Origin of the sequence: Candidatus Pantoea deserta (assembly GCF_003813865.1) — a bacterium.
Classification (GTDB): Bacteria; Pseudomonadota; Gammaproteobacteria; order Enterobacterales; family Enterobacteriaceae; genus Pantoea; species Pantoea deserta.
Genome location: NZ_RMVG01000024.1, coordinates 42391 through 64196 on the forward strand (window position 1 = coordinate 42391; position 21806 = coordinate 64196).

At 53.8% G+C, this 21806-nt stretch carries 17 protein-coding genes; 13 read left to right on the forward strand and 4 right to left on the reverse strand.

Annotated features, from left to right (window positions below):
* Both BBB56_RS21130 and BBB56_RS23850 read right to left on the reverse strand, forming a co-directional pair.
* Entirely contained in the window at nucleotides 1-1293 is a 1293-nt protein-coding gene (locus BBB56_RS21130; protein ID WP_123802888.1) for an esterase, read from the reverse strand.
* 892 nt (nucleotides 1294-2185) lie between these two features.
* On the reverse strand, nucleotides 2186-2323 hold the full coding sequence (locus BBB56_RS23850; protein WP_233593080.1) for a hypothetical protein: 138 nt from the start codon (nucleotides 2321-2323) through the stop codon (nucleotides 2186-2188).
* Between the two features lie 816 nt (nucleotides 2324-3139).
* Between BBB56_RS23850 and BBB56_RS21140 the strand changes: the two genes are divergently transcribed.
* Nucleotides 3140-4099: a 2-hydroxyacid dehydrogenase gene (locus BBB56_RS21140; protein ID WP_123802889.1), complete on the forward strand. Its 960-nt coding sequence runs from the start codon at nucleotides 3140-3142 to the stop codon at nucleotides 4097-4099.
* A 64-nt stretch (nucleotides 4100-4163) separates the two neighbouring features.
* Entirely contained in the window at nucleotides 4164-4928 is a 765-nt protein-coding gene (idnO, locus tag BBB56_RS21145) for a gluconate 5-dehydrogenase (RefSeq protein ID WP_123802890.1), read from the forward strand.
* A gap of 116 nt (nucleotides 4929-5044) precedes the next feature.
* On the opposite strand, the gene idnD is transcribed toward idnO, so the two are convergent.
* On the reverse strand, nucleotides 5045-6085 hold the full coding sequence (idnD, locus tag BBB56_RS21150) for an L-idonate 5-dehydrogenase (RefSeq protein WP_123802891.1): 1041 nt from the start codon (nucleotides 6083-6085) through the stop codon (nucleotides 5045-5047).
* A gap of 467 nt (nucleotides 6086-6552) precedes the next feature.
* On the opposite strand from idnD, the gene BBB56_RS21155 reads away from it, so the two are divergent.
* From BBB56_RS21155 to BBB56_RS21190, 8 genes are all read left to right on the forward strand, one after another.
* The gene (locus BBB56_RS21155; RefSeq protein ID WP_123802892.1) at nucleotides 6553-7185 is read left to right on the forward strand and encodes an RraA family protein; all 633 of its coding nucleotides are present in this window, start codon (nucleotides 6553-6555) and stop codon (nucleotides 7183-7185) included.
* A 64-nt stretch (nucleotides 7186-7249) separates the two neighbouring features.
* Nucleotides 7250-8590 carry an MFS transporter gene (locus tag BBB56_RS21160; RefSeq protein WP_123802893.1) on the forward strand — a complete coding sequence of 447 codons (1341 nt, stop codon included), beginning with the start codon at nucleotides 7250-7252 and terminating at the stop codon, nucleotides 8588-8590.
* 43 nt (nucleotides 8591-8633) lie between these two features.
* Nucleotides 8634-10721 carry a hydantoinase/oxoprolinase family protein gene (locus BBB56_RS21165; RefSeq protein ID WP_123802894.1) on the forward strand — a complete coding sequence of 696 codons (2088 nt, stop codon included), beginning with the start codon at nucleotides 8634-8636 and terminating at the stop codon, nucleotides 10719-10721.
* Complete coding sequence (locus BBB56_RS21170; RefSeq protein WP_123802895.1) at nucleotides 10721-12403, forward strand: hydantoinase B/oxoprolinase family protein; 1683 nt, start codon at nucleotides 10721-10723, stop codon at nucleotides 12401-12403. The genes BBB56_RS21165 and BBB56_RS21170 overlap by 1 nt, the downstream gene beginning before the upstream one ends.
* Before the next feature lie 3 nt (nucleotides 12404-12406).
* The gene (locus BBB56_RS21175; RefSeq protein WP_123802896.1) at nucleotides 12407-13228 is read left to right on the forward strand and encodes an SDR family oxidoreductase; all 822 of its coding nucleotides are present in this window, start codon (nucleotides 12407-12409) and stop codon (nucleotides 13226-13228) included.
* Nucleotides 13225-14376, forward strand: a complete 1152-nt coding sequence (locus BBB56_RS21180) for a pyridoxal phosphate-dependent aminotransferase (protein ID WP_123802897.1) — start codon at nucleotides 13225-13227, stop codon at nucleotides 14374-14376. Before BBB56_RS21175 ends, BBB56_RS21180 begins: the two co-directional genes overlap by 4 nt.
* A gap of 45 nt (nucleotides 14377-14421) precedes the next feature.
* Nucleotides 14422-15027, forward strand: coding sequence for a TetR/AcrR family transcriptional regulator (locus tag BBB56_RS21185; RefSeq protein WP_255420558.1), 606 nt, complete (start codon nucleotides 14422-14424; stop codon nucleotides 15025-15027).
* Nucleotides 15028-15145: 118 nt separating this feature from the next.
* Nucleotides 15146-16417 carry a Glu/Leu/Phe/Val family dehydrogenase gene (locus tag BBB56_RS21190; protein ID WP_123802899.1) on the forward strand — a complete coding sequence of 424 codons (1272 nt, stop codon included), beginning with the start codon at nucleotides 15146-15148 and terminating at the stop codon, nucleotides 16415-16417.
* Nucleotides 16418-16721: 304 nt separating this feature from the next.
* On the opposite strand, the gene BBB56_RS21195 is transcribed toward BBB56_RS21190, so the two are convergent.
* Nucleotides 16722-17630 carry a LysR family transcriptional regulator gene (locus tag BBB56_RS21195; protein WP_123802900.1) on the reverse strand — a complete coding sequence of 303 codons (909 nt, stop codon included), beginning with the start codon at nucleotides 17628-17630 and terminating at the stop codon, nucleotides 16722-16724.
* 128 nt (nucleotides 17631-17758) lie between these two features.
* Between BBB56_RS21195 and BBB56_RS21200 the strand changes: the two genes are divergently transcribed.
* Genes BBB56_RS21200 through BBB56_RS21210 form a run of 3 tightly spaced genes read left to right on the forward strand, consistent with a single transcriptional unit; the run spans nucleotide 17759 to nucleotide 21434 of the window.
* Entirely contained in the window at nucleotides 17759-19069 is a 1311-nt protein-coding gene (locus BBB56_RS21200; protein WP_123802901.1) for an MFS transporter, read from the forward strand.
* A 14-nt stretch (nucleotides 19070-19083) separates the two neighbouring features.
* A complete protein-coding gene (locus BBB56_RS21205) occupies nucleotides 19084-20172 on the forward strand; it encodes a tartrate dehydrogenase (protein ID WP_123802902.1) in 1089 nt (362 codons plus the stop codon).
* A 2-nt stretch (nucleotides 20173-20174) separates the two neighbouring features.
* Nucleotides 20175-21434 carry a glycerate kinase type-2 family protein gene (locus BBB56_RS21210; protein WP_123802903.1) on the forward strand — a complete coding sequence of 420 codons (1260 nt, stop codon included), beginning with the start codon at nucleotides 20175-20177 and terminating at the stop codon, nucleotides 21432-21434.
* The last annotated feature ends 372 nt before the right edge of the window (nucleotides 21435-21806 follow it).

Below are 21806 nucleotides of genomic sequence, written 5' to 3' on the forward strand. Positions count from 1 at the left end.
TTATTTAAACAGGAGTGGTAAGAAATTGCGTAAAGAGACACGGATATTGCGAGCATCGTGAATCTCACCTTGTTCAACAATAGCGTGATATTTTACTCCGCGCTCATCAAGGAAGCTTTTCATCAGGTTAAAGGTCTGAATCAGCGGTTCGTCACTGCCTACGCTCATAAATACCAGTTTCATATTCGCATTAGCATTGAGCTGCGGAATATAGGCACCCAGTTTCTTCATATCAGGCACCCGATTAAGATCGGGCCCGGTATAACGCGGATAGTGTAGTTTGCTTTCAATCTGCATGCCGACCCCAGGCCATGTCGGGAAGCCCCCACTGAAGGTGCCGATTGAAGCGAAGAGATCTGGGTTTCGCGCGCCCGCCATAAAGCCCTGCGCGCCTGGCGATGAGAAGCCGCCAATGGCACGATGCTCGCGATCGGCCTGCGTGCGGAAAGACTTATCCACGAAAGGAACGACGTTATCAACGATAGCCTGGGCCGCCTCGACATATTTTTCAGAGGTCTGATTGCCGCCGCCGTGGAAGCTGGAATTACCCAGCGAGCTGCCGCCCGGCGCATCAGGATCGAGAATAACCACGATCATCGGTTTGATGCGCTTATCTGCGATCATATTGTCAAGCAGGTTAAAGATGAACGCGTCCTCATTAGCGCGTGAGCCGTCATGCGCCCCGCCCATCGTCAGGTAAAGCACCGGGTAACGCGCGTCCGACTGAAAGTAGCCCGGCGGTGTATAGACGGTAAATCGCTTCTGGCTATCCATGAAGGGTACAGAGGTATAGGTTACGCTGCCTCTGGCTGCGGACTGCGCGGTAAAATCATTGGCATTTGCGCCGGGAACAGCAAATTCATCCGTCGCCAGACCGGTCTGCGGTGACTTACGGCCAAATTCCGGCATAGCTTTTACACCATCGACAATAAACTGATAATGCCAGATGTCAGAGGCCAGCGGACCTACTGTCGTGCTCCAGGTGCCGTCTTCACCTTTGGTAAGCTCAACACGGCTGTCACCCTGGATGCCGCCTGGCCATCCGCCCTGAACTTCAACTCGGGTCGCCTGCGGTGCCCGAATAGTGAAGACCACTTTATTATCAGGTAAAACTTCAAAAGGTTTCGGCGGTGGCGCCCATTGATGTTTCCCCCCCTTGCCGCCGTCATGCATCTGAGCATGAGGATCATTGGCTGGCTGAGGTAAGTCAGCAATGGCCTGATGGGTGATGATTGTTGAGCAGATGACTGCAAGAGCCCGTAAGGCTACACCGTGAAATACTTTTTTTTTCATGTGAAACTCAACTCACCTTGTATAGTTAAAAAGGCACTTAAAATTTATACAGCTTCATTGCGAGGAATATGATTAACCATCCGTACAAACAATTTTGTAGGGTTATGTCTCGCTTTAGCTTCACACGTTTTAATTCTTTCTTCCGCTTTTATTGAATAAAGTAAAGAAGAGCATTAAAGAACGTTATGTCAACAACGACCTGGCGTCTTTCGGGCAGTACAATAGCAGAACCAAATATTTTCTCAATTGATTATGAAAATCATTATCATTCAAATGGTGATCGTATAAGCAATTGATATTAAACATATTTATCTTTTAAGCATGTTAAAAATGATATAAGAATAAATTTAAAATCACTTTGAAACATAATTTCACCTATGTGTCATTCCTGACACAAAACAGTTCATGCATCGTAAAACGTTTATTCTTCGCACAGCATCAAGCAGGGAGTGTTATTTTTAAGGGGTGAGAAAAATGGATTAACTGGAGGATTGAACGCGTGCAAAAAAATCATGCCACAAAGTTCATATAAGGAGGGTAAGCACTGTGAAATACTCTGTGCAACACCACAGATTACAGCTTGTCAGCATCTTATGCGACAGAGTACAGAACTTATAAAGCAGCTTTAGCCTGACCCTGTCTGGCTTTGCGCGCCTGATAAAAACGGTGAAATGTTCGCCGACTTGCATCGATGAATATTTGTTTTACTTACCTGAGCATGTCGTGAGGATCCGGAATATATTTCGCTGCAATGCCAGCATCGAATTGCGCGTATCCCTGAGCGGCCTCTTCCAGCGGGATCACTTGCGCGTTAACGATCTTTGCAATGGACAAGCGCGATCATCCACTGACGGTCATAACGCAGCACCGGCGTCTGTCCGGTATGAAAGGACTACGCCTTCGACCATCCAGGACCAAACTTAAGGCTCAGCGATCCCTGCTTCGCCGATTTTTCATGGCCGCCCGGATCGTCGGTGACACAGAGGCCCGGAACGCCAATTTTCCCCGCCACGCACGTAATATTCATCATCTGATTAGGCACCCTTGCCGGCTGCTCTTTTCCTGTATGGCCGCGCGCCTCAAACCCTACCGCATTTTATTTGCCTCGCTGCTGGCTCAGTCACAATGACCCAACTGAGCGAGCCACTCACTATGATTAAAGAGACTAGTGAGTATGAATAAGATTTCTGAACTCGTGTCCGTTTTTACTCACCGTGGACATTGATGTTTAAAACGCTCTATAAAACGCATGCAGATTACGCCCTTTACTCAGTGCCTTGCCAGGTTCATTCCCTATTGGCATGGCACAACCGTCAGTCAAGATTGCCTGGTAAAACGAAACCCACCCCGCTATCCAGGATCCAGCCAGATTCATAAAGTCATTCCCTCTTATGACGCTCAAGAAAAAATATAAATATTAACGACATCTCTGCACTTTTCGCTGATAGCGACGCACTTTTCCCCCTTAACCAGCGTCGCCTGGCAAGACATCATTCGACATCAGGTTTTTATAGCAAAAGCGACCGTACGCTGACTCTCTGATGCGGGAAAAATTTGACTCTCTTTTATATGAATCACTTCACACTTTACACCCCTGTTTAAAGAGAAACCAGGTTTACGTCCTTTTATAAACCGCATATTAAGCTCCTGGCAATCCACTCAACCCATTGATAGAAAAGTATTTTTCCTAAAATCACATTCCTTCTGAAACAGAATAAATGAGTTGCAAACCTCGCACCATAAATGATAAAACATTCTCACTTGAGAATTTTATTTCATTTTTGTTTAGTAAAACGCATACATCTGACCTTATACCCATGATGCCAACTTACAGAAAGGGATTGAAATGCCTTACGCTGAAAAAACATCTGTACTGTTAATTGCGCCTGTGATGGACGCTTTATATGAAAATCTTATAAATGCTTATAATGTCTGTAAGTTATATGAAGAGTCCGATGCTGTGGGCTTTCTAAATGCAACGGGACATCAGTTCAGGGCTATCATCACGCGTGGAGACACGGGTGTTAAAACAGAAATACTGGAAAAGCTTCCTTCCTTAGGGCTGATAGCGGTATTCGGCGTAGGGACAGATGCAATTGACCTGACTTATACACGGCAACATGATATTGCCGTTACTATTACTTCTGACATTTTAACCAGCGACGTCGCTGATATGGCAATGGGTCTGATGCTGAGTGGGGCGCGAAAGCTCTGTCAGGGTGATCGGTTCGTTCGCAGCAGAGCCTGGGAAAGTGAAGCGCCGCCGCTGGGAAGCCAGGTTAGCGGCAAGCGCCTCGGCATCGTGGGTATGGGAAACATTGGACAGGCCATTGCCAGACGTGCGCTCGCGTTCGACATGCAAATTAGCTATAACAGCCGAACCGAGAAAGAGGCACTACCTTATACCTGGCAGGCAAATTTGCTGAGCCTGGCGCAGGACAGTGATTTTCTGGTGATTGCAGCCTCAGGCGGCGCGCATACAAAAAACCTTATCAATTCAGACGTCATTGCCGCCATGCCAGCACATGCCTGGCTGATAAATATTGCCCGAGGCTCAATGGTAGATGAGCCGGTATTAATTGATGCTTTGCGGAGCAATAAAATCGCCGGAGCAGCACTGGACGTATTTGCTAATGAACCTTACGTCTCAGACGCATGGCTGGCGCTGGATAATGTCGTGTTACAGCCACATGTGGGGAGCGCAACGCATGAGACGCGTCAGAAAATGAGCGAAAGCGTTATCGCGAATGTAGACGCTTTTTTTACCGGGAAAACACTGCCGGGCCAACTTAAAGGGCCGCTATGAAGAACCCTGTTGATCAACATGACAAGCATTAGCAAGCCGCGACGACTACCTACAGGATTTTAAAATGAGTGAACTTTTTGATATTACCCAAAAGAGAGTATTAATTACCGGCGCTTCACAGGGAATAGGCTTTATCCTGGCACGAGGTCTGGCTCAGCATGGTGCAGAAATCATCATTAACGGAACTCATGCTGAGCGAGCCGAAAAAGCCGCCAGCACGCTTCATGAAGAGGGATTCACCGTTCATGTTGCTTTGTTTGACGTGGCGAATGCCGCTGAAGTGCAAGCCGGCATCAACCATATAGAGAACACCCTGGGGCCGATAGATATCCTGATCAATAATGCCGGCATTCAGCGGCGTCATCCCTTTACCGAATTTCCCCTTGATGACTGGAATGACATTATGGCTGTCAATCAGACCGGCGTATTTCTGGTTTCTCAGGCTGTCGCCCGGCGGATGACAGAGCGGCGAGCAGGGAAAATCATCAATATTTGTTCCATGCAGAGCGAGCTGGGGCGCGATACCATCACGCCTTACGCGGCATCCAAGGGCGCGGTAAAAATGCTGACGCGCGGGATGTGCGTAGAGCTGGCCAGGCATAACATTCAGGTTAATGGCATTGCGCCTGGCTATTTCAGAACGCCGCTGACAGAACCTCTTGTGCAGGATAAAGCCTTCAGCGAATGGTTATGCAAGCGAACGCCAGCCGCGCGCTGGGGAAATCCCGAAGAACTGATTGGCGCTGCGGTGTTTCTCTCATCCCGGGCATCTGATTTTATCAACGGGCATCTTATTTTTGTTGATGGCGGCATGCTGGCGGCTGTGTAATGAAAACCCCCTTTTCAGTCAGGGCCACGCGGCCTGACTGAATGCTGCATTATTCTCTTTCATCGAAGAAGCCGGCCCACGCTCCTGCCGGCCCGCCCCTGTTCTGTGACCACTATTCAGAACACGATCTGAATTTTTGCATAGCGCGCTTTATCGGCGGCCATCTCAAAAGCCTGCGCAGCTTCATGAATGCCGACTTCTGCCGACAAAAGAGGGAACGGATCTATTTTGCGATTTTCCAGCCAGTTAACCGCAATGTTGAACTCATCCACAAACCGGAATGATCCTTTTAGCTGAATCTCTTTCACCAGCAGGCTGCCTACAGGATAATCGACACTGGCCGCTCCCATTCCGAGCTGTACTATCGTTCCGGCAGGACGCACAAAGCTCACTGCCGACGAGATCGCCGCAGCCGCGCCTGATGCCTCGAAGCAGACATCGAAATAGCCGCCCTCCTCCCGCCATAGACGCGCCTGGTGCTCATCGCGCGGATCGATCGCCGCTGTGGCCCCCATGGCGAGCGCGAGATGCCGACAGCGTTCGCTGATATCGGTTGCGATAACCTCGGACGCACCTGAAGCCAGGGCCGCTGCGATGACAAGAGAGCCGATAGGCCCCGCGCCCGTCACCAGCACGCGTTTGCCGACCAGATCGCCCGCCTGCCGTACCGCATGTATACACACGGCCAGGGGTTCGGCGAATACCAGCCGTTTTGGATCGGCATCGGGCTGACAGGGTACGCACTGCTGCGGATCGAGCGCAACGTACTGTGCAAATCCGCCATTCACATGTGGGAAGAATTGCGCGCTGCCCATAAAACGCATTGAGCGGCACAGGTTCTGGTGTCCCTGTTCGCAGAGCTGACATTTTCTGCAGGGTCTTGAGGGATTAACCGCTACGCGCTGGCCTGCTAACAGACCGCTCGTGGCGGGCGCGTATTCGACGATTCCGATCAGCTCATGCCCAAGAACCATAGGCGCCTTTAGAACAGACATTCCTGCGCGTCCGTGAAGGTAATAATGAATGTCCGAACCGCAAATACCGCCGCGTTCGACTTTTAACAACACCTCTTCATCGCTCCATTCCACCACATGGTTTTCACAGCGGACGTCATGTGCTTCATGAACAGTGACTGCCTTGACTTCTTTTTGCTGCATATCATTTCCTCAGATTCAGATTAATTCCAACAAGAATCTAATGCCCTTTTCGAGTGCACAAATAGGGTGCATTGAAAACCAACGCCATTTTTAAAGCCGCTGTAATTGATGGGCTTTTAAATCACAATTATTTTTCCTCCACCTGATTGCACCATAATTGTGATGAAGATCCATTTAATTTACTCTGACGCACTAATTTTGTGCTTTACATCAAAATTTAACATATGAAAACGATATGTTTAGACATCGCGTTATAACCCTGTAACCACCCCACGTTACCCACAAACAAAAAAACACAATATAATCATATAGATAAAATAAATATAATCGCAAAACAGCCTGTTCCACTTCTGAAGAAGATATTTTTAGAAGCCGAATTTCTGGTAAAAAAAGTGTTGCAAATGTAATTTTTAAAATGATAAAAGATTCTCAGTTGATAATCAATTTTCATTTGAAGGATACCCGATATGTCATTAGAAACCGCTGACGTGCGTATTTCATCATCCTGGAAACGCCCAGAAAAAAAATGGCTTTCAGCTTTCGCTGAATTTCCCGTTGCAAATATTGGCGACGCCATGGAAAGGTTAAATATGTGTGATGCAGGCATCATTCCTGTCAGCAGCAACACGGCCTTTGTGGGTTTTGCGTTTCCCGTTCTGGTCACGGCGGGCGATAACGCGGCCGTCATCAAATCCCTTGATTACATTCAGCCCGGCGACGTCATGATGATTAATGGGCTTGGTCATATCGACCGTGCGCTGGTCGGCGAACAGCTTACACAGCGATTTCAGCATGCAGGCGCGGTAGCACAGGTTATTGACGGGGCCATCCGCGATCGCAAAGTGATCGAATCCACAGGCCTGCCGACCTTTTGTCGTGGCACAACGCCAGCTGGGCCTTTTAAAAACGGGCCTGGCGTCATTGGCGAGCCTGTCGCGATTGGCGGCGTGGTATGCAGCGCCGGAGATATCGTGGTGGGTGATGAAGATGGCGTCATCATCATTCCCTTCTGGCGAGCGGAAGCCGTCCTTGCTGCGGTACAGGAAGTCGCGCGTCGGGAAGCGGAAATGACGGCGGAAGTGACCGGTAAATATCAGTAGGACGCTATTCCAGGTCTGACCTGCCGCAAACCGGACTTAATCAACCACTTTTCAGGGCAAAACAATGACGAAATCACATGCGGTTACAATGGATTATGCTTTGCCGAAGGATGGAACGACAAAAAACAACGTTGTACGCCGCGCGTCGCTTGCAGGCGGCGTGGGTTCGTTTGTTGAATGGTACGACTACGGCATCTATGGCCTGCTCGTCAGCTCTCTGGTGCTGGTTTTTTCAGCCAGCGACATGAGTACCACCGACGCCGGGCTGATGCTGACCTACGTAGGATTCACCGTCAGTTTTTTCGTTCGCCCGTTTGGCGGCGTCATTTGTGGTTATCTGGGTGACAGAATAGGCCGTCAGAAACTGCTGGCTATCTTGCTGCTGATGATTTCCCTTGCGACCGCAGCCATTGGGTTACTGCCGACCTATGCGAGTATCGGCTGGGCGGCGCCCGCGCTGCTGATATTGCTTCGCATCGTTCAGGGCTTTTCCGCAGGCGGAGAAGTTTCAGGCGCAGGCTCCTTCGTGGCGGAATATGCGGAGGATCATCGCCGTGCGGTTGTTATGTCCCCTCTGGTCATGGGGTCCTTTGTCGCCTTGCTGTTCGGCAGTTTATTGATCAGCGGACTGATTAATGTTTTCGGCGTCAGCGCTATAAACAGCTGGGTATGGCGCGTGCCGTTCCTGCTTGCTATCCCCATGGCGTTAATCGGCGTCTATATCCGCACCCGCATCGAAGATACGCCTCATTTTCAGATGGTGAAATCCAGCAAACGCGTGGTGCGTAATCCTCTTAAAGAAGTCCTGACATCAAAACGCCATTTAAAGGCGATCGGCCTGGCCATCACGCTGCCGGCAGTCAATGGCCCTGGTTACTACATTCTTTTCGTCTATATGCCAACTTACCTCAATAAGGTAATGCACTTTCAGCAGATCCAGAGCCTTCTGGTCACCGCTTGCGGACTGCTGACTATCATCGGCGCCATTCCGTTGATGGCATGGCTGTCGGATCGTCTTGGGCGCAAGCCTCTGCTGATGGCTTCGGCGATTGCCATGGCCGTTCTGGCATGGCCGTGTTTTTGGCTGCTTACCCTGGGCATGATGCCGCTGGCCTGTATGTCGGCCGTTCTGCTTGCCTTCGCCTTTGCAGGACATGCTGCCGTTATTCAGGCAACGCTGGCAGAAATGTTTCCCACTAACGTCCGCTACAGCGCCTATAGCATCGGTTTTAACCTCTCGACGGTCATTTTCGGCGGCTCCGCCCCGTTACTAATGACGTGGCTGATCGGACTGACGGGCATGGCCAGTATTCCAAGCTATATGGTGATGTTGACGGCCCTCCTTACCCTGATTAGCGCCTTTTATCTGAAAGAAACCGCAGGCAAACCGCTTTGTGACGAGTAGCCGTAGCGGGATTTAAGCAAATTCTCCTGATTTCGAGGTCTCTATGAAAAACGCGTCTCCCTGGCGGATAGGGTTTGATATTGGCGGCACCTTTACCGATCTGGTGCTGTTAAATGACATGACGGGTGAAGCCATCCGTCATAAAACGCTCACCACGCCCAAAGATCCGTCTGAAGGGGCTTATACCGGGCTGACGCAGCTGGTCGAGCTGGCCGGGTTGAAAGCGAATGATATTCATACCATCACGCATGGCACGACGCTCGCGATTAATGCCCTGCTGGAACGACGCGGCGCAAAAACCGCGCTGGTCGTGACGCGCGGCTTTCGCGATGTGCTGGTGCTTGGGCGCGAATACCGCTACGACATCTACGACCTTAACGGCGCGCCGGCGCAGCCTTTGCTGCCTCGTTCGCACGCCTATGAGATTACCGAGCGCGTCACTGCCCGCGGCGACGTCGTGACGCCGCTCAATGAAGCTGACGTTTTTCAGCTGGCCGCGGAACTTCGCGAAAAGCAGTATGAAGCCGTTGCGGTCCTTTGCATGCACGCTTACGCCTGGCCTGACCATGAAAACCAGATTGAAGCGATCCTGAGCCGTGAGCTGCCCGGCGTTTCCATTTCCGTATCCCATAAGGTGTCGCGTGAGATCCGTGAGTACGACCGCGGCGTCCTGACGGCAATGAATGCCTTTGTGCAACCCAAGGCCAGGCGTTATATGGCGCGCCTGGAGTCCAGGTTGCGTGAAGGCGGCTTCACCTGCGACTGGCTGGTTATGGGCTCGAACGGGGGCTTAATGGCGCCGCAGGTGGCAGCAGACTATCCAACGCGCATCATCGAATCCGGTCCTGCGGGCGGTATTGTCGCGACGGCGGCGTTTGCACGGAGAAACCAGACGCATCAGGTGCTGGCGTTCGATATGGGCGGCACCACGGCCAAAGCCTGCGTGGTGCGCGACGGGGAACCCTCGATTACCACCGATTATGAGGTGGGACGTGCCGACCGGTTGTTGAAGGGCAGCGGCTTACCGGTAAAGTTGCCGGTGGTGGACATGATCGAAATTGGCGCAGGCGGCGGCAGTATCGCACGCGTCGACTCACTTGGCCTGCTGGAAATCGGGCCGGAAAGCGCCAGCGCCTGGCCCGGACCTGCCTGTTATGGCCGTGGCGGCACGCAACCCACGGTAACGGATGCCAACCTGGTGCTTGGCTTGCTGGATCCCGACGCCTTTCTCGGCGGTCGCATGCGCCTTGACGTCGAGGCAGCCCGCCAGGCGATCCGGCGGGTGGCAGAGCCGCTGGGGCTGAGCATTGAAGATGCGGCCTGGGGCATTCATGAAGTGGCGAACAGTAAAATGTCCGAAGCGCTGCGCACGCACTCGGTTGAAAAGAATGTCAGCCCGTCTCAAATGACGATGCTGGCCTTTGGCGGTGCCGGTCCCAGCCACGCCTGGTCGCTGGCAAGGCAGCTGAATGTGCAGCGGGTTTATTTTCCTAACGGCGCTGGCGTTTATTCCGCATTTGGCCTGCTGACGGCGCCGCCCAGCGCGGATTTTGTGCGCAGCGATCGCTGTCGTTTGCTGCCAGGCCTCGATGTCGCGCGTGTCAGCGCGTTGTTCGCGGAGGGTTTTGATGAAGCCTTTACCACGCTGGCGGCAGCCGGTGCGGAGCCAGAGAGCGTTATAAAACAGAAATTAGCCGGCGTACGCTATATCGGCCAGGGGTCTGAGCTGACGGTCACATTACCAGAGACATTTCTTACTGAGGGTGACGTACAGGCGCTCGTCGACGCGTTTGAAGCGGCTCATCTGGCTCGCTTTGGCCGCACCCTGCCCGGCCAGGGCGTTGAGGTGGTGAGCTGGCGCGGTCGCGTGCAGACGCCTCCGCCTAAGCTCAACACCACTGACCAGCTTCGTCACCCCGAGCCTGACGCCTGTGAAAAAAGTCTTCAGGTCTACCTGGGCCGTGAGCAAGGATTTAGCGCGTGCCGCGTGATCCCGCGCAGTTTGCTGATCGCTGGCGAAGCAGTTCAGGGGCCGGCGTTACTTCAGGAAAAAGAGTGTGCGATTTATGTCGGACCAGGCGCCTCCGCGCAGCTGGATGAACAAGGCAATATTTTGATGGAGCTGAACTAATGACTGTTGCAACCCCTGACAACCTGCGTTTCCTGGACGACCCTGTTAGCCTGCGTATCGTCTGGGATCGTCTGGTCAGCATTTCTGAAGAGGCGGCCGCGACGCTGGTCAATATGGCTTTCTCCAGCATTATTCGCGAAGTGGGCGACTATTCGTGTCTGCTGATGGACGCCAGCGGCAGCTCGCTTGCGCAGCCAAAAACCAGCGTCCCGGTGTTTATCGGCACGCTGCCTGCAACGGTGCGTCATCTGCTGGCTAAATTTCCAGCCGAGACGCTAAAACCGGGCGACAGCCTGATCACCAACGATCCGTGGCTGGGCACAGGGCATTTGAATGACGTCACGGTCGTGACGCCGGTCTTTCGTGACGGGACGCTGGTTGCCTTTACCGGCGCAGCGGCGCATATGTCTGATATTGGCGGCTCGTTAAACATGGGCTCCTCACGCGATATGTTCGAAGAGGGTTTCCTTATCCCGCCGAGCAAGCTGATGATTGAAGGTCAGGTCAATCAGCAACTGCTGGATCTGTTCCTTGCCAACGTGCGCGCTCCCGATCAGGTTGAAGGCGATTTGCACGCCATGCTTGCTGCCAATCAGATTGGCGCTAACGGCCTGCTGGGTCTGATGAATGACCTGCAACTGGAGTCCGTCACGCCGCTGGCTGAGAAAATCCACGCCCTGACTGAACATGCCATGCGCAAAGCCATTGAAGCAGTGCCGGACGGGCGCTACGAAGCGGCAGTCGATATCGGTGATTACGAAGGCGATATTCATCTGCATGTCGCGGTCATCGTTGAGGGCAGCAATATCACCATTGATTATGCAGGCTCGTCAGCCGAGTCGCTGTTTGGCAGCAACTGCCCGATGTCTTTCACCTATGCCTACAGCGTTTATCCGCTGAAGTGCCTGCTTGAACCGCACCTCCCCAATAATGAAGGCTGCTTCAGATCCATTACCGTCACCGCACCAGAAGGCTCTATCGCCAACGCCCGCCCGCCCTGTGCCGTGGAGATGCGCAACCGCGTAGGTCATATGGCGCACGCTGCGATTTTTACTGCGCTTTCCGACATCATGCCTGAAAGGGTGATGGGCCATTCCGGTAGCGCGCCCGTTACCTGTGACGTGTTTGCCGGACAGTTTGACGACGGACGTCGCTTTGTAGAGAGCCTCTGCGTCAACGGCGGAACCGGCGCACGTCCTTCTGCAGACGGTATCGTAACCGGCTTTCCGGGCAATATGTCGTCTACGCCCGTTGAGCTGATTGAGGCGGCCACCCCTCTGCTCTTCTTGCAAAAAGCGATTGTGCCGGACTCAGGTGGCGCCGGTCGCTATCGAGGCGGCGTGGCGCAGAGAATGGTGATCCGCAACACCAGCAGACATCCCCTTTCCCACAGCATGTTTTATTCGCGACAGAAGCACGCCGCCGAAGGCGTTCTGGGCGCGTCGGCAGGCGCGCCGAACTATGTCGCGATCAATGGCGAGTCGCTGGCTAAACCCGTGGGCCGTCACGACGTCATGCCTGGCGATGAGATCACGATTCAGATGCCGGGCGGCGGGGGAAAAATGCCCGTCGCTGAACGCGATAAACAGGCCATCCTGTGGGATCTCCAGGAGGGCTACATTACCGAAGCCGGTGCGTTGCGCGACTACGGCGTGAAGATAGCGGAACTGAAAAGGGGCTAGAGCATGGATCAGTTAACAGGAAAAGTGGTGATGGTCACGGGTGCCGGCAGCGGCATCGGTAAAGCAGCAGCGGCGGGATTTGTCGCACGGGGTGCGCGCGTCATCTTAGTCGGCCGCCGGCAGTCCGTGCTGGACGGCGTGGCTGAAACGCTGCGAAAAGAGGGAGGCGAAGTATGGGCGTGTGCAGTCGACATCAGTAAAAAGGAAGAGATCAGCGCACTCGTCGCCTGGACGAATAAGGAACTGGGCGGCGTTGATATTCTGGTGAACAATGCGGGCAGCGCCAGCAAGACGCTGAACGCGCGCTGGATAGAAGAAGAAGAGTGGGATCAGGTTCAGGACGTCAATATGAAAGCGGTATTCCTGCTGACTCAGGCGCTGCTGCCGGCCATGCTGGCTCGCAAAAACGGTACGATCATCACCGTCTCTTCACTGGCGGCGTTGCGGCCTAACCTGTTAGGCGGCGCTGCCTATGGTGCCGCTAAAGCCGCGGCCCGTAATTTTATGACCTATCTGCATAACACCTTTCGCAATGACGGGATCCGCGCGACCTGCATTCTCCCCGGCGAGGTGAATACGCCGATTATGGATAATCGAGCCAGCCCGCCCACACAGGCTATCCGCGATCGTATGGTGCAGCCAGAAGACGTCGCCGAAGCCATTTTGCTCTGCGCAGGCCTGCCGCCGCGCACGGTGATTGAAGAACTGATCGTGGCGCCGACTTTCCTGCGCGACGTCTCAGCGGATATCGAAGTAAGCCGCTGGAAAAATGCCCCTGCCGATTGTGCAGCCGAGCGTGGATCTCATCAAAAAGGTGAACTATGACTCCCAGACTTTTTACATCATCCGAGGCTGTTCTGCGCGTTGAGCGGTCTTCTATGCGGGTACAGCAGCCTGCTTCATCCGCCGATATGATCTCTCTGGCAATGGGCGAACCCGACTTTGATACGCCGCCGCGCATTATTCAGGCAGCAGTGGATGCGCTACAGAATGGATTTACCCATTATGCGCCCTTGCTGGGTGATAAAGCCCTGTGTCAGGCGCTGGCGGAAGAGGTTTCTGCACAAAGCGGTAATCCGGTAAAAGCGGGCGAAGTGCTGGTTACGCACGGTGGTACGGCAGGCCTGGCTGCGGCGATTCTTTCGATTGTCAATCCTGGCGATCGCGTGGTCATTCCCGATCCGACCTATTCCTTATATGCCGACCTGGTGAATATGGCTGGCGGTATTTGCGTGCCAATGCCCTGCCGTAGCGATTTACACTGGGATTCTGAGCGGCTTGATAAGGCGCTTGAAGGGGCGAAACTCTTTGTTTTCTGTAACCCTGGCAATCCGACCGGCATTGTACATAGCCGTGAAGAGATTGAAGCGCTGGGCAAGCTGGTCAACCGTCACGATACGCTGGTTATTGCGGATGAGGCTTACAGCGATCTGGTGTTCACTGACCGCCCCTTTACATCGGTTTTGCAGCGTCCTGCTTTTGCCGGACGAACGCTGTTCTGTCAAACTTTTTCCAAAAGTTATGCGATGACCGGCTGGCGCGTAGGTTATCTTGCTGGCCCGGCGGAGATGATCGCGGCCGCCGCTCGCGTGCATAATACCGTCAATGGTTCGGTCAACAGCGCGGTGCAACGTGCGGCGCTGGTGGCCCTTACCGAGTGCAAGGATGACGTTAAACGTATGTACGATGTCTATCGGGAGCGCCGTCTGTTGATGATGCAGGGACTGGAAACCATTCCTGAGCTGACGCTGAATAAACCAGAGGGTGCTTTTTACTGTTTCCCGTCTTATTCTTTGCCCATTCCGGCTATAGATATGGTGGCCCTGTTACGTGAACAGGGGATCGCCGTGCGGCCTGGCAGTGAGTTTGGCTTAGCCGGGGAAGGCCACTTACGCCTTTCCTATGCGGCCAGCAGTGAGGCCATCAGCGAAGGGATACGCCGCCTGAAGCGTGGACTTGCCAGTTTAAAATAACGACAGGTGCCAAAGGACACTGAATCCACCATGACGGGAAAACCGATGCGCAGTGATACCGAAAGAAACCGCAAGAATCTTATTCAGGCTGCGGCCAGATTATTCGAGCGTTCAGAAAATCCGATAAGCATGACGGAAATTGCCGCCGAAGCCGGCGTTTCCGTGGCTACTGCCTATCGTCAGTTTACGTCGGTAGAAGAGGTGCTGAATACCTATCGTCAGGAGGTGGGACAGCTGTTGCTGGATTACAGCCAGAAGCAGAGCTGTAGCGGGCTGCTGAAGCTGGAAAAGGTCAGCCGTTACTGGATAAAGCTGGTTCGGGAGCGCGGCGCCGCCATGGTGCCGATGCGTAACCGCCGCGGCTATCTGGAGCGCTTATGGGAAGGCGCAGAGTATCTTCTGGTACAGGCCGAGGCCCTGCGCCCCGCCCTGCGTGAATCAATGGAAGAGATGGACCTGCCTGATATTGGCGACAAGGCTGTGTTTCTCTGGAATATCCTGTTTGATCCGCGTGAGATATTTGATCTGTTAAATACGGTCGGCCTGACTGAAAAACAGGTCGGCACCCAGCTTCTGTCCGTACTTGTCGGTGGATTACGCGGGTTCGCCACGGCGAATGAATTTTCCCTTGAGTCGTACAAAGTAAAATAATCCCGGCCGCCTGAGGGTGGCTTCTTTTCTCTCTCTTTTATTATCACGTCTACCGTGAGGCCTGCCTGCGCGCTGCATAACGCTGCACGCGTCCTGTGGCTAATTTAAAGGTGAAATAATGAGTGCACTTTCCTATGTTTCAGCAGATAACAATTCTCCCTGGAAAACCTATCTGTCGCAGGTTGAGCGTGTACTGCCTTATCTCGGCGAGGTGTCGCGCTGGGCTGATACATTACGCCATCCTAAGCGCGCGCTGATCGTTGATATTCCGCTGGAAATGGATGACGGCAGCGTCCGTCACTTTGAAGGCTATCGCGTGCAGCACAATCTGTCCCGAGGACCTGGAAAAGGAGGCGTGCGCTATCATCCTGACGTCACGCTGGAAGAAGTCATGGCGTTGTCTGCATGGATGACAGTGAAATGCGCGGCGCTCAATCTGCCTTTTGGCGGCGCGAAAGGCGGCATCCGGGTTGATCCGCGTGAACTTTCTCTGAAAGAGCTGGAAAGGCTGACCCGACGCTACACCAGCGAGATCGGAACGATTATCGGACCTCAACAGGACATTCCGGCCCCGGATGTGGGCACCAATCCACAGGTTATGGCATGGATGATGGATACCTGGTCTATGAATACGGGCGCGACCAGCACGGGCGTTGTGACCGGCAAGCCTGTTCATCTGGGCGGTTCTCTGGGGCGCGTTAAAGCAACCGGCCGGGGTGTGTTTGTGACAGGGCGGGTAATGGCCTTGCGAATTGGCCTGCCGCTGGAGAACTGTCGTATAGCCATACAAGGCTTTGGCAATGTCGGTAGCGTGGCAGCAGGGTTATTTGCCGAAGCAGGCTCCCTGATTACGGCAGTGCAGGATCACAGCGCCACGCTTTACCACCCTGACGGCATTGATATTCCCGCGCTGACAGAATGGCAGAGACAAAATGGCTCGATTTCAGGTTTCAAGGGGGCGACGGCAGTCAACCACGACGCGTTCTGGGGTTACGACTACGATATTCTCATTCCCGCCGCGCTTGAAGGGCAGATCACCGCCGAACGCGCAGGAAAGTTGCGTTGTAGGCTGGTGCTCGAAGGCGCCAACGGGCCGACGCTACCGGTTGCTGACGATATTCTTCGTGAGCGTAATATTACGGTGGTGCCGGATGTGATTTGCAACGCTGGCGGCGTGACGGTGAGCTACTTTGAATGGGTGCAGGATTTTTCGAGTTTCTTCTGGAGCGAAGATGAGATCAATATCCGGCTGGATCACATCATGGAGCAGGCGCTGCTGGCCGTCTGGCAAAAATCGCAGACATTAAAAGTGACGCTGCGAACCGCTGCCTACGCTGTCGCCTGCGAGCGTATTCTGATCGCCCGGAAAGAGCGTGGCATCTATCCATAAAGTCATCTTTCCCACTGATATCATTATGGCTGTTGCTCCAGCGAGCAGCAGCCCCTACGCGCCTCTGAAGCCCTCAGGCATCGCATAATCCATGTCAGCTACCAGAGTAAAGTCTCGCCGCCCTTTGGCTCGTTTGACCGGCTGGCTACCTCCCTACTCTCCCTGCACTATGAGCAGCGCCAGTCCGCTTCGTGCCAGTAGCGGACATAACAAATATCGCTAAACGCGTTATTCCTGAAGCGTTTCTTAATCATCGGGATATGTCCTTTACAGACGGTATGAGTCACAGGCGTGCTGTAATCAGTTACAGGTTATAAGTAAGTTTTTCGATATTGTCAGCAAGCATATCCAGCAGAGCCTTAACATACATATTATTATTTCCCTGATGCCACATCGCACTCAGCGGAAGCCCTTCCACATTCTTCACTGGAGAAAGAGCGAGGTATTTCACGCCGTCTGTATTCATATTCTTATAGGATGATGGCACCAGAGCAATGCCCAGACCGGCTGCAACAAAACTCAGGATGGTCTGTTTCTCTTCGGCATACTGCGCAATAACGGGTACGCAGCCGCCAGCTTTAAAGACATTCATCGTCAGATCGTGACTGTGCGGCCGGGTGCGCCTTTCAGGCACGATAACAGGCTCATTACGAAAATCATCGATACTGACTTCACTGTGACTCACCAGCCGGTGATGGGCAGGAACGGCGAGCACGCAGGTTTCATTCGCGATAAATCGCGTTGTCAGCGTTACGTCAACCTGTTCAGGCGGACGTACAAAGATTACATCCAGCCACCCGGAAAGGAGTCGGGGGATAAGGCTGTGGGTTTTATCTTCAGTAATATGAATATCCGCATCAGGAAACCGCCTGACGAAAAGATTAATCAGCTCTGGTAGTAATCCTCTTGCTGCGCTGTCAATAGCACCGATCCGTAGCGTCCTTTTCTGCGATAGTGTTTTTTTACGGTACCGCAGCCGCAGCGCATCGAAATCAGCAATAACGGCTTTGGCCTCATTCAAAAACGCTGCCCCTTCAGGCGTCAGTGACACATTTCTGGTTGATCGGTTCAGCAGTCTTATCCCCAAATCCTCTTCAAGCAATTTTATGAAACGGCTGAGTGACGCAGGCATCATTTCAAGTTTCTGGGCAGCCCGGCCGAAGTGAAGTTCATCACCCAGCACTGCAAAGCAACGTAACTGGTTTATATCCATTTTTTCACCCAAACCTGATTATGCAAATTATTTGTATAAAGCAGTGCTGATGATAAAGCTGCGCAAAACTTCATACTGGGATTATTACAAAACGATAACAACCCTACATGACTGTGGAGCATCCTGAAATGAATAACGACCTCGAAAAAAAGGTTATGCGCAAGGTTACCCTGCGCATCATTCCTTTTATTATGCTGCTGTATTTCATTGCATTTCTCGATCGGGTGAACATTGGTTTTGCCGCCCTGACCATGAATCAGGATCTTGGATTTTCGCCCACCGTATTTGGGCTGGGCGCCGGCATTTTCTTCCTCGGCTATTTTCTTTTTGAAGTCCCGTCCAACTTAATCCTGCATAAAGTCGGCGCCCGTATCTGGATCGCTCGCGTGATGATCACATGGGGCTTAGTGTCTGGCTGTATGGCTTTTGTACAGGGCACAACCAGCTTCTACATTCTGCGCTTCCTGCTCGGCGTGGCTGAGGCCGGTTTCTTCCCGGGCATCATCCTCTATCTCAGCTACTGGTTCCCGGCAGCAAAACGCGCGCAGGTCACCGCTATCTTCATGGCTGCCGCTCCGCTCTCAACTGCATTAGGATCGCCTGTCTCAGCCGCCCTGCTGGAGATGCATGGTTTCCTCGGCTACGCCGGCTGGCAGTGGATGTTTGTACTGGAGGCTGCCCCGGCGCTGATGCTCGGCGTTGTGGTGTTGTTCTTCCTCACCGACCGTCCGGCCAAAGCCAAATGGCTGACTGAAGAAGAGCGCAGCTGGCTGGAGAACACCATGCAGGCCGAGGAGCTGGCACGTGCGTCAAAACAGAGCCACAGCAGCGCATGGCGAGGGCTGGCGGATAAGCGCGTGCTGGCACTGGCACTGGTCTATTTCGGTACGTCCGCCGGATTGTATACGCTTGGCATATGGTCGCCGCAGATCATCCGCAGTTTCGGTGCATCATCGCTTGAAATTGGTTTTCTCAACGCCTTTCCGGCTGTTATCGGCGTTATCGCCATGATCCTGTGGGCACGTCATTCCGACCGCACCAAAGAGCGCAGCTGGCATGTGATTGGCGCCTGCCTGCTGGCGGCAGCCGGGCTGATTTACGCCGGTAACGTCAGCACGCTGTTCGCCGTGATCATCGCCTTAACGCTGGTCACCGTAGGGATCAGCGCATCGAAACCGCCACTGTGGAGCATGCCAACGATGTTTCTCAGCGGACCGGCCGCAGCAGCGGGGATCGCTACTATCAACTCCATCGGCAATCTGGGCGGTTTTGTCGGCCCGATGATGACTGGCGTGATCCGTCAGCAAACCGGCAGCTACAGCTGGGGTCTCTATTTTGTCGCCGGACTGCTGGCGCTCTCAGCTCTGATTGTTCTGATCCTTTCTGCCAGAGCGAATAAACCGCAGGCAGCCGAAATTCCTCATCCTCATACTCATTAACTGGAGAAGTAACTATGCGTAACTACAAAATTGCCGCCATACCCGCCGACGGTATCGGCCCGGAAGTGATTTCAGCAGGTGTTGAGGTGCTGCATGCGCTGACACGTCGCGACCCGCAGCTCAGGTTTGATATTGAGACCTTTGACTGGGGTTCGGATTACTACAAAAAACATGGCGTGATGATGCCGGAAGAGGGGCTGAACACCCTGAAAAAATTCGACGCTATTTACTTCGGCGCGGTAGGTGCACCCGATGTGCCTGACCATATCACCCTGTGGGGCCTGCGTCTGCCAATTTGCCAGGGCTTTGACCAGTACGCCAATGTACGTCCCACCAAAATCCTGCCGGGCGTGACTTCACCATTACGCAACCGGGGTCCGGGCGATCTTGACTGGGTCATCGTGCGTGAAAACTCTGAAGGCGAATACTCCGGCAACGGCGGTCGCGCGCACCGGGGCTTGCCGGAAGAGGTAGGTACCGAAGTGGCTATCTTCACCCGCGTGGGTGTAACGCGCATTATGCGCTATGCCTTTAGACTGGCGCAGTCACGTCCGCGCAAGCTGCTTACCGTAGTGACCAAATCCAATGCCCAGCGTCACGGTATGGTGATGTGGGATGAAATTGCCGCTGAGGTAGCGCTGGAGTTCCCGGATGTGCAGTGGGACAAGATGCTGGTCGATGCCATGACGCACCGTATGACGCTGCATCCGCAGACGCTGGATACCATCGTCGCCACCAACCTGCATGCCGATATTCTGTCTGATCTGGCCGGTGCGCTGGCAGGCAGTCTGGGCGTGGCGCCTACCGCAAATATCGATCCGGAACGCCGCTTCCCTTCCATGTTCGAACCGATCCATGGTTCAGCCTTCGATATCACCGGCAAAGGCATTGCTAATCCGGTTGCGACCTTCTGGACCGCCGTGCAGATGCTTGAACATCTGGGCGAACGCGACGCCGCGGCGCTGATCATGGAAGGCATCGAATACGTGTGTAAAAAAGGCATTCTGACGCCAGATATCGGCGGCACCGCCAGTACCGCTGACGTCACCCGCGCCGTGGTGCAATTTATCGAAGCCAAAGCCGACATTGCCGAGACCGCATAACCATGAAAAATGAACAGGCCGCAGCGATCATGCAGGATATCTTTCAGCAGGCTGTCGACAGCGCCCGCGCCGGACCGGTGATCCCTCCGAATCTGCCGGAAAAGCCACGCGGCCGTTGCGTGGTGATCGGTGCCGGTAAAGCCTCAGCAGCGATGGCGGCAGCGGTAGATGCGGCCTGGCCGGATGTGGATCTGTCAGGCGTGGTCGTGACGCGTTATGGTCACGCGGTGCCCGCGGGTCGCATCCGCATTATCGAGGCGGCGCATCCCGTGTCGGATGCCATGAGCGAAACGGCCGCAATGCTGATTGTAGAGACGCTGCGTGGGTTAACACCCGATGATCTGGTGCTGGCGCTGATCTCCGGTGGAGGGTCTGCGCTGATGGCGCTGCCCGCGCCGGGATTAACGCTGGCAGATAAGCAGAAAATCACCCGGTCTCTGCTACATAGTGGCGCCAGCATCAAAGAGATGAATCTGGTACGTCGTCATCTCTCCGCGGTGAAAGGCGGCAAGCTGGCGGTGCTGGCGCAACCGGCACGTATCCTGTCACTGATTATCAGTGATGTGCCGGGGGATAATCCGGCAGACGTAGCGTCTGGCCCCACCGTGGCCGATAGCAGTATGCCGCATGATGCGCTCCGGGTTCTGCAGCGCTACGCCATCGCGATCCCCGACCCTGTTCGCGACCTGCTAAACCAGCCGGCCAGCCCGTTGAAAAACGCAGCGAACAGTGAAGTCAGGCTGATCGCTACCCCTGCGCTGGCGTTGCAGGCGGCGGCGGTAGCTGCGCGCAAGCATGGACTTACGCCACTGATTCTGGGTGATGCGATAGAGGGTGAAAGCCGTGAAGTGGCCGTGGTCATGGCCGGTATCGCCAGGTCGGTGAAGCAGTATGGTCATCCGGTTTCCGGTCCTGCTGTGCTGTTGTCGGGCGGTGAAACTACCGTGACGGTCAACAAAGGTCAGCCAGGAAAAGGCGGGCGCAACACCGAGTTTTTGCTCAGCCTTGCCTGCGCATTGCAGGGTGAAAACGGTATCTGGGCAGTAGCCGGCGACAGTGATGGTATTGACGGCACGGAGGATGCCGCGGGCGCGATGATCTTCCCCGACACGCTAACGCGCGGCAAAATCAGCGGCCTGAATGCGGTTGATTACCTGGACAGACATGACAGTTACAGCTACTTTCACGCCCTTGATGATTTGCTGGTAACCGGTCCGACATTAACCAACGTTAATGATATTCGGGCAATATTGATTGCCTGAGCCTGTTGCTCTCCTGCGGCCAGGGAGAGCAATATTTTTGCTTAGCGTGGTTCAGCCTGAAGCCGTTTGTCACCGTTACACCGGCGTATCCTGATGCTTTAACTCCAGCCTGTTGCGACCAGTCTGCGTGATGAGAAACTTCTTCGCTCTGATAAAGCCAGTCGAGCCCCTGGGCCTGGTGCGCTTTTCGCTTAAAGCAGACCTTGCCTTTAAAGCAATCGTCTTCCTCAACACGCTAAGTCAGCGCTGAAACATGCCTGCCCTACCCGGTTCTGACCCCTTCAGAAATCCATGTCTGAGACCAGAGTAAAGTCTTGTCTATTTTTTGAACGCATTGCAGGCTTATTACGCCCCTTCTCAACATAGCGCGCC